10 protein-coding genes and 1 riboswitch are annotated in these 11,893 nt (G+C 72.8%); of the genes, 2 read left to right on the forward strand and 8 right to left on the reverse strand.

Annotation, left to right across the window (positions count from 1 at the left end; genetic code table 11):
- Nucleotides 1-180 precede the first annotated feature (180 nt).
- On the forward strand, nt 181-984 hold the full coding sequence (locus ACFYMM_RS15625; protein WP_388386507.1) for a VOC family protein: 804 nt from the start codon (nt 181-183) through the stop codon (nt 982-984).
- Between the two features lie 17 nt (nt 985-1,001).
- Here the strand turns inward: ACFYMM_RS15625 and ACFYMM_RS15630 are convergent, their stop codons facing one another.
- The 4 genes from ACFYMM_RS15630 to ACFYMM_RS15645 all read right to left on the reverse strand — a co-directional run bounded on the left by ACFYMM_RS15630 (nt 1,002) and on the right by ACFYMM_RS15645 (nt 6,422).
- On the reverse strand, nt 1,002-1,652 hold the full coding sequence (locus ACFYMM_RS15630) for a thymidine kinase (protein ID WP_388386509.1): 651 nt from the start codon (nt 1,650-1,652) through the stop codon (nt 1,002-1,004).
- Between the two features lie 44 nt (nt 1,653-1,696).
- Nucleotides 1,697-2,887: an alkaline phosphatase family protein gene (locus ACFYMM_RS15635; RefSeq protein ID WP_388386511.1), complete on the reverse strand. Its 1,191-nt coding sequence runs from the start codon at nt 2,885-2,887 to the stop codon at nt 1,697-1,699.
- Entirely contained in the window at nt 2,887-3,483 is a 597-nt protein-coding gene (locus ACFYMM_RS15640) for a DUF5998 family protein (protein WP_388386513.1), read from the reverse strand. Before ACFYMM_RS15640 ends, ACFYMM_RS15635 begins: the two co-directional genes overlap by 1 nt.
- A 110-nt stretch (nt 3,484-3,593) precedes the next feature.
- Nucleotides 3,594-6,422, reverse strand: a complete 2,829-nt coding sequence (locus ACFYMM_RS15645) for a GNAT family N-acetyltransferase (protein ID WP_388386516.1) — start codon at nt 6,420-6,422, stop codon at nt 3,594-3,596.
- Between the two features lie 178 nt (nt 6,423-6,600).
- Between ACFYMM_RS15645 and ACFYMM_RS15650 the strand changes: the two genes are divergently transcribed.
- Nucleotides 6,601-6,882, forward strand: a complete 282-nt coding sequence (locus tag ACFYMM_RS15650) for an HPr family phosphocarrier protein (protein ID WP_030563197.1) — start codon at nt 6,601-6,603, stop codon at nt 6,880-6,882.
- Nucleotides 6,883-7,030: 148 nt separating this feature from the next.
- Here ACFYMM_RS15650 and ACFYMM_RS15655 read toward each other — a convergent pair whose 3' ends face one another.
- The 4 genes from ACFYMM_RS15655 to ACFYMM_RS15670 form a co-directional block, all read right to left on the reverse strand.
- A complete protein-coding gene (locus ACFYMM_RS15655; RefSeq protein WP_388386518.1) occupies nt 7,031-7,726 on the reverse strand; it encodes a GntR family transcriptional regulator in 696 nt (231 codons plus the stop codon).
- A 188-nt stretch (nt 7,727-7,914) separates the two neighbouring features.
- Nucleotides 7,915-8,670, reverse strand: coding sequence for a M23 family metallopeptidase (locus ACFYMM_RS15660; RefSeq protein WP_388386520.1), 756 nt, complete (start codon nt 8,668-8,670; stop codon nt 7,915-7,917).
- A 12-nt stretch (nt 8,671-8,682) separates the two neighbouring features.
- Nucleotides 8,683-8,845, reverse strand: a riboswitch (cyclic di-AMP (ydaO/yuaA leader).
- Between the two features lie 203 nt (nt 8,846-9,048).
- Nucleotides 9,049-10,437, reverse strand: a complete 1,389-nt coding sequence (locus ACFYMM_RS15665; protein ID WP_388386522.1) for a M16 family metallopeptidase — start codon at nt 10,435-10,437, stop codon at nt 9,049-9,051.
- Nucleotides 10,434-11,837, reverse strand: a complete 1,404-nt coding sequence (locus tag ACFYMM_RS15670) for a M16 family metallopeptidase (RefSeq protein WP_388386524.1) — start codon at nt 11,835-11,837, stop codon at nt 10,434-10,436. The genes ACFYMM_RS15665 and ACFYMM_RS15670 overlap by 4 nt, the downstream gene beginning before the upstream one ends.
- Nucleotides 11,838-11,893: the final 56 nt, after the last annotated feature.

Here is an 11,893-nt window from a genome sequence, read left to right on the forward strand (position 1 = left end):
CTTCCGCCGGACCGTCTCGATCACGAGGCGTATGGGATCGGGCACATGCTGTACAGCTGATGGACATCCATCGGCAATCGCCAGGAACCGGCGAGAAGCGGCAGATCAGGCATCCTCTCGGGGTCAACCGCCGGGCGGAAGCGACACGGCCACCCACGAGGGGCCGGGGAGAGAGTGACGATGACCGAGGCACGGGAGCCGGCCGGCCCCAACGGCGGCACGCACGCTCGGCGCGCGCCCGGCACGCCCTGCTGGGTGAGCCTGATGGTGCACGAGCTGACGGCGACCGAGGACTTCTACGGGGCGTTGTTCGGCTGGGAGTTCCGGCCCGGCCCGCAGCAGCTCGGCTCCTATGTGCGGGCCCTGCTCGACGGGCAGGAGGTGGCCGGCATCGGCCAGCTGCCGCCCGACCGCCGGCTGCCGATCGCCTGGACCCCCTACCTCGCCTCGGACGACGTGGACCGGACGGCCGACACGCTGCGGCTGTGCGGCGGCACCGTGGGAGTGGGCCCCCTGGACGCCGGCAGGGCCGGCCGGATGGCGATGGCCTCCGACCCCTCGGGGGCCGTCTTCGGTATCTGGCAGGCGGCCCAGCACCTCGGCACCGAGGTCGTCGGCGTTCCCGGCACGCCCGTCTGGAACGAGCTGCTCACCTTCGAGACCGCGAGCGTCGCCAAGTTCTACGAAACGGTGTTCGGCTACGAGGAGGAGGCGGCGGTCTCCGACGACTTCGGCCACGTGACCCTGCGCATCGGCGGCCACCCGGTGGCGGACATCCACGGTGTGGGCCACTCGCTGCCCCGGGACCGGGGCTCGCACTGGCTGACGTACTTCGAGGTCGCGGACACCGACGGGACGCTGGACCGGGTCCTCGCCATGGGCGGGCGGGTGCTCACGCCGGCCCAGGACGGCGCGCACGGGCGGGTCGCGACGGTGGCGGACCCGGAGGGGGCGCTCTTCGCCGTGGTCCAGAACCCGCGCTGAGCCGGGCCTCGGGCCCGTCAGGCCGAGGAGACCGGCAGGACGTCCGGGGACAGGGCCGCCGCCCGGGCCGACGCGGCGGTCATCCGGCGCCGGTGGTGGCGCCGGCACAGCACCTCGTAGCCGATCTCGTCCGCGGACTGGGTCACGTCGCCCACGACCACCTGGGCGCCCTCCACGACCATCTCGCCGCCGACCGTGCGGGCGTTGTGCGTGGCCCGGGCGCCGCACCAGCACAGGGCCTCGACCTGGAGCACCTCGACCCGGTCGGCCAGCTCCACCAGCCGCTGCGAGCCGGGGAACAGCTTGGAGCGGAAGTCGGTGGTGATGCCGAAGGCGTAGACGTCGACGGCCAGGTCGTCGACCACCCGCGCCAGCTGGTCGATCTGCTCCGGCGCCAGGAACTGCGCCTCGTCCGCGATCACGTAGTCCGCGCGGCCGCCGTGCGAGAGATGGTCGACGAGGTAGGCGTACAGGTCCTGGCCGTCCTCCACCTCCACGGCGTCGGTGACCAGGCCGAGGCGGGAGGACAGCTTGCCCTCGCCGGCCCGGTCGTCGCGGGTGAAGATCATGCCGACGAGGCCGCGGGCGGAGCGGTTGTGCTCGATCTGCAGAGCCAGCGTCGACTTCCCGCAGTCCATCGTTCCGGAGAAGAACACCAGCTCGGGCATGGCGAGTTGAGCACCTTTCGGCATGGAAGAGGGGAACGGGGGCTTCAGGAGCGTACTTCGAGGAGCGGGACCAGTTGCTCGGCCGGGGTCATGGAACCGTGGTTGCCGACCATCGTCGACTCCTTCGGCTCCCGCTCGGAGGCGATCAGCAGGACGTCGTCGTGCGCGGCCGCGACCACGTCCCCGATACGGGCGTACACGCGTTCGTCGATGTGCGGGCCGAACCAGCCGGCCTCGATCGCCTCGTCCCGGGAGGCCACCCAGAACTGCTCGCCGAGCACCTCGCGCCAGCAGGTCAGTACGTCGCCCTCGGCACCCGGCAGCGCGTACACATGCCGCGCGCGCCCCTCGCCGCCCAGCAGGGCGACCCCGGCGCGCAGCTCCCAGTCCGCGTCGAAGTCGATGCGGTGCTCCTCGTCGAAGAGCACGTCGACCATGCCGTGGTCGGCGGTGACGTAGAGCGCGGTGCGCGGCGGGAGCTGCTCGGCCAGGCGCTGGACCAGCCGGTCGACGTACATCAGCTGGCCGCGCCAGTGGTCGGAGGCCAGTCCGTGGCGGTGGCCCGCGCCGTCGAGTTCGGCGTAGTACGTGTAGACCAGCGAGCGGTCGGCGGCGGCCAGTTGCTCGGCGGCGAGGTCCATGCGCTCCTCACCGCTCAGCCGCCCCAGGAACGTTCCGCCGCTGAGGGCGACCTTGGTGAGCGGGGTGTTCTGGAAGGTGGGCGAGGAGACCTGGGCCGCGTGGACGCCTGCCTCGTGGGCCAGCTGGAAGACGGTGGGGTACGGCTGCCAGGGGCGCGGGTCGGTCCACGGCTGCCAGCGGAGCTGGTTCATCAGCTCGCCGGTGGCCGGGTTGCGCACGGTGTAGCCGGGCAGGCCGTGCGCGCCGGGCGGCAGGCCGGTGCCGACGGAGGCGAGGGAGGTCGCGGTGGTCGCCGGGTAGCCGGCGGTGAGCGGGCGGCCGGTGCCGCCGCGCGAGGTGGCGAGCAGCGAGGTCAGGAAGGGGGCCTCGTCGGGATGCGAGGTGAGCTGCTCCCAGCCGAGGCCGTCGATCAGGAAGACGCAGTTGCGATCGGCCGGGGTCAGCTCGGTGATCGCGGCGGTCGCGCCGGGGACGCCCATTCCCGCGGCCAGGGTGGGCAGCAGGTCGGCGAGGGAGCCGCTGCCGTACTCGGGCAGCGGGGCGGAGTCGAGGGCGAGCGGCTGCGGGTGCTGGTCCCAGGCGGCGTAGGCCATCAGCGAGTGAGGTCCGCGGTCGCCTCGGAGACGGCCTGTGCGAAGGCGAGCGCCTGGCGTACCGTCTCCGGGCCGTCCCCGGCCTCGCTGACGCGCAGGCTGAGGTCGTCCGCCGTGGAGCTGCCCGTGTAGCCGTGGTCGGCCTCGCAGTTGGGGTCGCCGCAGGCGGCGGGCTCCAGGTCGATGCGCGAGACGGCGCCCCAGCCGATGGTCAGCACGACCTCGCGGGGCAGCGTGCCCGGGGTGTACTGCTCCGGGTTGGCGACCACGCGGCTGACCACGACCGACGAGATCCGGCCGAGTTTCACCGACTCCGTGGACGTCGTGGTGTACGGCGTCGGGGAGGTGCTGTCGGCGGCCTGCTCGTCGGTGTGGCTGACGATGAAACGGTTGCCGGTGAGGACCAGCACGGTGACGTGCCGCCGTACCTCGTTCTGGTCGAACGTGGTCTCCTGGTGGACCAGGTACGACCGGATGGGCTCGCCGCCCACGGCGGCCTCCACCGCCTCGGCCACGAGGGCCGGGTAGTAGCCGCTGCGCTCGATCGCGACGCGCAGCCCCTGGGTCGTCGTACTGGTCTTGGCCATGACGTCCATCCTAATCCGTGGGCAAGGGGGGTCCGGGACAGTCACGGGCGCCGGGGCCGGCGTCCGCGCCCGCCTCGAACGCGGCCACGACGGGTGGCGGTTCACCGGGCCCCGGCCCCTCAGTACGCCGGCAGGGTGCGCGGGCCGAGGTCGTCGCGGGCGGGCGGCGGCGCCAGTCGCACGGTGGCGCCGAGCACGCTCACACCGTGCGGGGCCACCACGACCGGCTCCAGGGTGACCGCGACCACCTCGGGGTGGTCGTCGACCAGCCGGGACACCCGCAGCAGCAGTTCCTCCAGGGCGGGGGTGTCCACCGGCGTCGACCCGCGCCACCCGAACAGCAGCGGGGCCGTGCGGATCGACCGCACCAGCGAGGTCGCCTCCCGGTCGGTCACCGGCACCAGCCGGTGCGCCATGTCGTCGAGCAGCTGCGAGGCGGCCCCGGCCAGCCCGAAGGACAGCACGGCCCCCGCCGCCGGATCGATCACGGCCCGTACGACGGTGTCGACACCCCGGGGCGCCATCGACTGCACGACCGGCCGCAGCTGCTCGGGCTTGCCGAACAGGTCGGTCAACTCCGCGTACGCCCGGCGCAGTTGTTCCTCGTCCGCGAGGTCGAGGCGGACGCCGCCCAGGTCGGCGCGGTGCCGCAGGTGCGGGGCGGTGGCCTTGAGGGCCACCGGGTAGCCGAGGGTGCGGGCGGCTTCGGCGGCGGTGTCCGGGGTGGGCGCGGGGATGGCCCGGCGGACGGGTATGCCGTACTTCCCGAGCAGCTCGCAGGTCTCCTCGGTGCCGAGGGTCAGCCCCTGTCCCCGCGCGAGCAGGCCGTCGATCAGCCGCGCGGCCCCCTTCTCGTCGATGTCCTCGTACTCGGGCACCTTCCCGGGATCGACGGCCTCCCGCCGCCACTGCGCGTACCTCACGGCCTCACCGAGCGCGCGGACGGCACGCTCGGCGGCGGGGTAGGCGGGGATGAGACGGGAGCAGTTCTGGTCCGTGAGTGCCGTGGGGGCGGGCTGCCGGACCTCGGCCCCCGCGAGGGGCGGTCGTCCGGGCGCTCTGCCCGCGCCGTGCGGTGCGGTGCTGGCGGCGGCCGACAGCGCCTCCGCGAGGCCGCCCAGCTCCACGTGCACCACCAGCACCGGCTTGCCCGGAACGGCGGCCGCGGCGGAGCGCAGCGCCTCCGCCAGCTCCGCGTCCCCGGGCGGTCCCTCCCCGATCGCGGGTATCGCCGTGACGACCACCGCGTCGCACGTGTCGTCCGCCAGCGCCTCGGCCAGCGCCCGCCGGAAGTCCTCCGCCGAGGCCCCTGTCGTCAGGTCCGACGGCCGGGCCGGGCGCAGCCCCTCCGCGAGACACTGGTCGTACGTCAGCAGCCCCAGCGACTCGGAGTTCCCGAGGATCGCCACCCGGGGCCCGGCGGGCAGCGGCTGCCGGGCGAGCAGCAGTCCGGCGTCCACCAGCTCGGTGATCGTGTCCACCCGGATCACCCCGGCCTGCCGCAGCAGCGCGGAGACCGTCGCGTGCGGCAACCGGGTGGCCCGCACGGCGTGTCCCTGCGGAGCCGATCCGGCGCCCTGCACCACGACCAGTGGCTTGGCCGCCGCCGTCCGCCGCGCGAGCCGGGTGAACTTGCGGGGGTTGCCGATCGACTCCAGGTACATGAGGACGACGTCGGTGTCGGGGTCGTCGTACCAGTACTGCAGGACGTCGTTGCCCGAGACGTCCGCCCGGTTGCCCGACGACACGAAGGTCGACACCCCGGTGACCCCGGTGACCCCTCCGCCGCGCCGGTGCAGCCGGGACAGGAGGGCGATGCCGATGGCACCGGACTGGGCGAACAGGCCGATGCGCCCGGGCCGGGGCATCCGGGGCGCCAGCGAGGCGTTGAGCCGGACCTCCTCGGAGGTGTTGATGACACCGAAGGCGTTCGGCCCGATGATCCGCATCCCGTACGTGCGCGCGTGCCGGACCAGCGCCCGCTGTCGTTCGCGCCCCTCGGGTCCGCTCTCCGCGTATCCGGCGGACAGGACGACGAGTCCCTGTACGCCGTGCTCGCCGCACTCGGTGACCGCCTCGGGCACCCGCGCGGCCGGCACGGCCACGACCGCGAGGTCCACGGGTCCCTCGATGTCGCGCACCGAGCGGTGCGCGGGCACGCCGTCGATCTCCTTGAGGTCCTCGGGCAGGCTCGTGTTCACGGCGTGCAGGCGCCCGGTGTAGCCCGCGTCCCTGATGTTGCCCAGGACGCTGCGGCCCACCCCGCCGGGGGCGCGGCCGACGCCGATCACCGCCACCGAGCCCGGCACCAGCAGCCGCCGTACCGAACGGGCCTCGGCTCGCTGTTCCCGCGCGCGCTGTACCGCGAGCGAGCGGTCGGTGGGCTCCAGGTCGAACTCCAGGCGTACGACGCCGTCCTCGAAGCTGCGTTTCTGGGTGTAGCCGGCGTCCGTGAACACCTTGATCATCTTGCTGTTGGCGGGCAGCACCTCCGCGGCGAAGCGGCGGATGCCCCGTTCGCGCGCGACGGCGGCGATGTGTTCGAGCAGCGCGGAGGCCACTCCCCGGCCCTGGTGCGCGTCCTGTACGAGGAAGGCGACCTCGGCCTCGTCGGCGGGGGCGGAGGCGGGCAGGCCGTGGGCGCCGATGCGGTCGTAGCGTACGGTGGCGATGAACTCGCCGCCGACCGTGGCGGCGAGCCCCACCCGGTCCACAAAGTCGTGGTGCGTGAAGCGGTGGACGTCCTTGGCGGACAGGCGCGGGTAGGGCGCGAAGAAGCGGTAGTACTTCGACTCGTCCGAGACCTGCTCGTAGAAGCTGACCAGGCGGTCGGCGTCATCGACGGTGATGGGCCGGATGCGTGCGGTGCCACCGTCGCGCAGCACCACGTCCGCCTCCCAGTGGGCGGGGTACTCGTGCCGGTCCTGCCGGTCGGACGGGGTCTGCATGGGCCCCAGAGTACGGCTCGCGTCCGACAACGGCGCGAGGCAGTCTGTGGAGGACGGAAGCCGGACCGAGGCCGCGGTCCGACGACACACCGGGGCGGGACGAAGGACCGCTCCGGGGTCGCTTCACGGTATGGGAAACTGGTCTAGACAACCCTGAGAAACTGAAGGGCAGCATCACATGGCTGAGCGCCGCGTCAACGTCGGCTGGGCCGAGGGCCTCCACGCCCGCCCCGCCTCCATCTTCGTCCGAGCCGCCACGGCCGCAGGCGTCCCGGTGACGATCGCCAAGGCCGGGGGCAACCCCGTCAACGCGGCCTCCATGCTGGCCGTCCTGGGCCTCGGCGCCCAGGGTGGCGAGGAGATCGTCCTCGCCTCCGACGCCGAGGGCGCGGACGCCGCCCTGGACCGTCTGGCCAAGCTGGTCGCCGAGGGGCTCGAAGAGCTTCCCGAGACCGTCTGAGCGCGGGCGCCCACAACACCGGAGCCGCGTCACCCCTTTCGGGGCGGCGCGGCTCCGCCGTTTCACCGGGAATTCTCGAGCGCAGGGGAATTCGGGCAGCAGAAATACACCTGGGCCGAATTACTCTTCTTTGTATACGGCGCCCGTGTTAATGCCGCAGGCCCGACATGTTTACGGGATGTTGCGAAGTCCTCACACGTTCCGGGCGGTCGGAGCCGCCGGAAAAACGAAGCCGGTGCGCGGAGGTCGCGCGCTCGGTGTGCAGCGCCGTGATCGCCCGCGCGCGTTCGCCGTCGCCGCGTGCCACCGCGTCCACGATCGCGCCGTGCTCGGCCCACGACTCCACGGGGCTGACCGGCGCGTCCACCGCGTACATCCAGGCGATCTTGTGCCGCAGCTGGGTGAGCATCGAGGTCAGGGACGGGCTGCCGCAGGCCTGGGCGAGCGTCTCGTGGAACCAGCCGCCCAGCGAGCGCAGATCCTCGCTGCTGCCCCGGCGGGCCCGCTCCTGGCCCAGCCGGACCAGGCCGCGCAGCACCTTGAGATGGGCCTCGGTGCGGCGCTGGGCGGCCCGGGAGGCGCCGAGCGGCTCCAGCAGCACGCGCATCTCCAGCAGGTCGGCGGCCTCCTGGTCGGTCGGTTCGGCCACGCACGCGCCCGCGTGCCGCCGGGTCACCACGAAGCCCTCGGCCTCCAGGGTGCGCAGGGCCTCGCGGACGGGGACCCGTGAGACGCCGTAGCGACGGGCCAGGACTTCCTCGGTGAGGCGGCCGCCGCGCTCGTAGACACCGGCGACGATGTCGTCCCGGATCGCCGTGCACACCGAATGCGCCGGAATACGCATGACCGACCTCCGCCTTAATCCCCGTGAAACGTCGACGATTGACGTGTGTTCAGCGACTCTATTGCAATGAGCCGGAATTTCCGACGGCGGACCGGAATCCATGGATATTTTTTGGACAGCGGGTCTCCGGAAACGACGAAAGCCCCGGCTCGGGGAGCCGGGGCTGCGCGGTGCCGTGGGGGCGGCCGTCAGACGTTCACGCCGTGCTTGCGGAGGTAGGCGACGGGGTCGACGTCCGAGCCGTACTCGGCGGTGGTACGGGCCTCGAAGTGAAGGTGCGGACCGGTGGTGTTGCCGGTCGAGCCGGACAGGCCGATCTGCTGGCCCGGGGTCACCTGCTGGCCCACCGAGACGCCGACGGAGGACAGGTGGCCGTACTGGGTGTACATGCCGTCGGCCATCTTGATCACGATCTGGTTGCCGTACGCCCCGCCCCAGCCGGTCGAGACGACGGTGCCGGAGCCGACCGCGTGGACGGGCGTGCCGCTCGCCGCGTGGAAGTCGATGCCGGTGTGGGCGCCGGAGGACCACAGGGAGCCGCCGGTCTTGTAACCGGTGGAGACGTAGGAGTCGGTGATCGGCGCGACGAAGGCGTTGAGGCGCTTGCGCTCGGCCTCGCGGGCGGCGCGCGCCTTGGCCTCGCGCTCCTTCAGTACCTTCTCCGCCGCCGCCTTGGCCGCGGCCCGCTCGGCCGCCTTCCGCTCGGCGGCCTCCTTCTGCGCGGTGGCCTGGGCGTCGATCCGCTCGGGGACCGAGTCGCTGATGGTGATGACGGGGGTGAGGCCGGTCTGCTCGACGGAGTTCTCGGCGGCCAGCGCCGGCGCGGCGGCGATGGTGCCGATGACGCCGGTGGTCGTGAGGGCCGCGATGCCGGCCGCCTGCGCGGTGGTGCGCTTGATCCGGCCGGGACGGCGGTGCTTCCCGGAGGCGCACATGAACGCCATGAAGTGGCTGGTCCTTTCCTTCCCTCTCGCCTACCGGGTTAGCTGACGGGTTCGGAGCAGGAAGGTCTCCTACGGGCCCCCTCGCTCGCGCGCGGGCGTCCGATTCACCCCAGGGACTGCGTGGGTCCCCGGCTCCCCTGGCTCGCGCCGTACGGGGACTCGGCGATGGCTGTCCGGTGCCGCGGGTGCGGCGCACTGCCTGACGAACAGCCCGGACGACGCTAAGGCGGGCCGCTTGCCTTCCCCAAACCGATCCGGGGTTTTGTCGCGCATCCCACAGGTCAGACAGGCAACCTCCGCCCCAATTCGGACATATGAGGGGGGACATGCGTGGGCCCTGGTGTCCTCCTGGTCACCAGGGCCCACGCGCGCGTGGCGCTATTCGGCTGCCACGACGCTGACTTCGCCGATGCCGAGGGCCTCGACGGGCTCCCTGATCTGGGCCGCGTCGCCGACCAGGACGGTGACCAGACGGTCCACCGGGAAGGCGTTCACCACGGCCGCCGTGGCCTCCACCGTGCCGGTGGCGGCGAGCTGTTGGTACAGCGTGGCCTGGAAGTCGTCGGGCAGGTGCTGCTCGACCTGGTCGGCCAGCGTGCTCGCGACGGCCGCCGCGGTCTCGTACTTCAGCGGTGCGACCCCGACGAGGTTCTGTACGGCCACGTCGCGCTCGGCGTCCGTCAGGCCCTCCTCGGCGAGCTTGCGCAGCACCTTCCACAGGTCGTCCAGGGCGGGACCGGTGTTGGGGGTGTCCACGGAGCCGCTGATGGCCAGCATGGAGGCGCCGCTGCCGTCGGGGGCGGACCTGAGGACCTGCCCGAAGGCGCGCACCCCGTAGGTGTATCCCTTCTCCTCGCGCAGGACGCGGTCCAGCCGGGAGGTGAGGGTCCCGCCGAGGCAGTACGTGCCGAGCACCTGCGCGGGCCAGACGCGGTCGTGCCGGTCGGCGCCGACGCGGCCGATCAGCAACTGCGTCTGGACGGCGCCGGGGCGGTCGACGATGACGACCCGGCCGGTGTCGTCGGCGGTCACCGGTGGCACCGGCCGGGACTGGGCCTGGGAGCCGGTCCAGGCGCCCAGGGTGCCCGCGAGCAGCTCGTCGAGGTCGATCCCGGTGAGGTCGCCGACCACGACCGCGGTCGCCGTGGCGGGCCGCACGTGCCGGTCGTAGAAGCCGCGTACGGCCGCCGCGTCGATCTTGGCGACCGTGTCCTCGGTGCCCTGGCGCGGGCGCGACATGCGCGAGGCCGACGGGAACAGCTGCTTGGAGAGTTCCTTGGCGGCCCGGCGGGAGGGGTTGGCCAGCTCGTGCGGGATCTCGTCGAGGCGGTTGCGGACCAGCCGCTCGACCTCGCTGTCGGCGAACGCGGGCGCCCGGAGGGCGTCCGACAGCAGACCGAGGCCCTTGGCCAGGCGCGAGGCCGGGACCTCCAGGCTGAGGCGCACGCCCGGGTGGTCGGCGTGCGCGTCGAGGGTGGCGCCGGCCCGCTCCAGCTCGGCGGCGAACTCCTCGGCGGAGTGCTGGTCGGTGCCCTCGGAGAAGGCCCGCGCCATGATCGTGGCAACGCCGTCCAGGCCGGCCGGTTCGGCCTCCAGGGGCGCGTCCAGCAGCACCTCGACGGCGACGACCTGCTGACCGGGGCGGTGGCAGCGCAGCACGGTCAGGCCGTTGTCGAGCGTCCCGCGGTCGGGGGCCGGGAACGCCCACGGCCGGGCCTGGCCCGGCTGGGGCTGCGGGTGGAACTCCATAGCGGCGAGCTGGCTCACTTGGCCGCCTCCTCGTTGTGGTCGCCGGCTTCGACGGTGGCTTCGGCCTCGGGGTCCTCGGGGAAGTCCTCGTCCTCCGTGTGCTCCGCGGACTCGGCGGACAGCGGCTCGTAGACGAGCACCGCGCGGTTGTCCGGGCGCAGCCGGGCCTTGGCGACCTCCTGGACCTCCTCGGGAGTCACCTCCAGGACGCGCTTGACGGCGGTCAGGGCCAGCTGCGGGTCGCCGAACAGGACGGCGAACCGGCACAGTTCGTCGGCGCGGCCGGCGACCGTGCCGAGCCGGTCCAGCCACTCGCGCTCCAACTGGGCCTGGGCGCGCTCCATCTCGCCGGGGGTCGGGCCCTCCTCGGCGAACCGGGCCAGCTCCTCGTCGATGGCCGCCTCGATGACCGGCACCTCGACGTCCCCGGAGGTCTTCACGTCCAGCCAGCCCAGCGAGGGCGCTCCGGCGAGGCGCAGCAGGCCGAACCCGGCCGCCACCGCCGTACGGTCGCGCCGGACCAGGCGGTTGTAGAGGCGGGAGGACTCGCCGCCGCCGAGGACGGTGAGCGCCAGGTCGGCCGCGTCCGCCGCGCGCGTGCCGTCGTGCGGGAGCCGGTAGGCGGCCATCAGGGCACGCGCCGGGACCTCCTCGACGACGACCTCACGCAGTTGCTCGCCGATGATCTCCGGCAGCGAGCCGTCGCGCGGCGCCGGCTTGCCGTCGTGGGCGGGGATGGACCCGAAGTACTTCTCGACCCAGGCGAGGGTCTGCTCGGGGTCGATGTCGCCGACCACCGACAGCACCGCGTTGTTGGGCGCGTAGTAGGTACGGAAGAACTGGCGCGCGTCCTCCAGGGTGGCCGCGTCCAGGTCCGCCATCGAGCCGATGGGCGTGTGGTGGTAGGGGTGTCCCTCGGGGTAGGCGAGGGCGGTCAGCTTCTCGAACGCGGTGCCGTAGGGGACGTTGTCGTAGCGCTGGCGGCGCTCGTTCTTGACGACGTCGCGCTGGTTCTCCATGGACTCGTCGTCGAGCGCGGTGAGCAGCGAGCCCATGCGGTCGGCCTCGAGCCAGAGCGCCAGCTCCAGCTGGTGGGTGGGCATGGTCTCGAAGTAGTTGGTGCGCTCGAAGCTGGTGGTGCCGTTGAGCGAGCCGCCGGCGCCCTGCACCAGCTCGAAGTGGCCGTTGCCCTTGACCTGGCCCGAACCCTGGAACATCAAGTGCTCGAAAAGGTGAGCCAGACCGGTACGCCCCTTGACTTCGTGGCGGGAGCCGACGTCGTACCAGAGGCAGACCGCCGCCACGGGGGTGAGGTGGTCCTCGGAGAGCACCACGCGCAGACCGTTGGCCAGGCGGTGCTCGGTCGCTGTCAGGCCCCCGGAGCCTGCCTCGGCTGTGGTCGTGTGACCCATGGCCATGTACGTCCCTTCGCTCGCGGAGGCGGTCGTCGAAACCGCGGTTTTCCTGCCGGTCC

The sequence above is a fragment of the Streptomyces sp. NPDC006739 genome (assembly GCF_042869815.1).
GTDB lineage: Bacteria > Actinomycetota > Actinomycetes > Streptomycetales > Streptomycetaceae > Streptomyces.

What these genes read in the sequence shown, in the direction of transcription:
- ACFYMM_RS15625 (WP_388386507.1), top strand. Translation starts at nt 181, where the DNA reads ATGACCGAGGCACGGGAGCCGGCCGGCCCCAACGGCGGCACGCACGCT.
- ACFYMM_RS15630 (WP_388386509.1), bottom strand. Translation starts at nt 1,652, where the DNA reads ATGCCCGAGCTGGTGTTCTTCTCCGGAACGATGGACTGCGGGAAGTCG.
- ACFYMM_RS15635 (WP_388386511.1), bottom strand. Translation starts at nt 2,887, where the DNA reads ATGGCCTACGCCGCCTGGGACCAGCACCCGCAGCCGCTCGCCCTCGAC.
- ACFYMM_RS15640 (WP_388386513.1), bottom strand. Translation starts at nt 3,483, where the DNA reads ATGGACGTCATGGCCAAGACCAGTACGACGACCCAGGGGCTGCGCGTC.
- ACFYMM_RS15645 (WP_388386516.1), bottom strand. Translation starts at nt 6,422, where the DNA reads ATGCAGACCCCGTCCGACCGGCAGGACCGGCACGAGTACCCCGCCCAC.
- ACFYMM_RS15650 (WP_030563197.1), top strand. Translation starts at nt 6,601, where the DNA reads ATGGCTGAGCGCCGCGTCAACGTCGGCTGGGCCGAGGGCCTCCACGCC.
- ACFYMM_RS15655 (WP_388386518.1), bottom strand. Translation starts at nt 7,726, where the DNA reads ATGCGTATTCCGGCGCATTCGGTGTGCACGGCGATCCGGGACGACATC.
- ACFYMM_RS15660 (WP_388386520.1), bottom strand. Translation starts at nt 8,670, where the DNA reads ATGGCGTTCATGTGCGCCTCCGGGAAGCACCGCCGTCCCGGCCGGATC.
- ACFYMM_RS15670 (WP_388386524.1), bottom strand. Translation starts at nt 11,837, where the DNA reads ATGGCCATGGGTCACACGACCACAGCCGAGGCAGGCTCCGGGGGCCTG.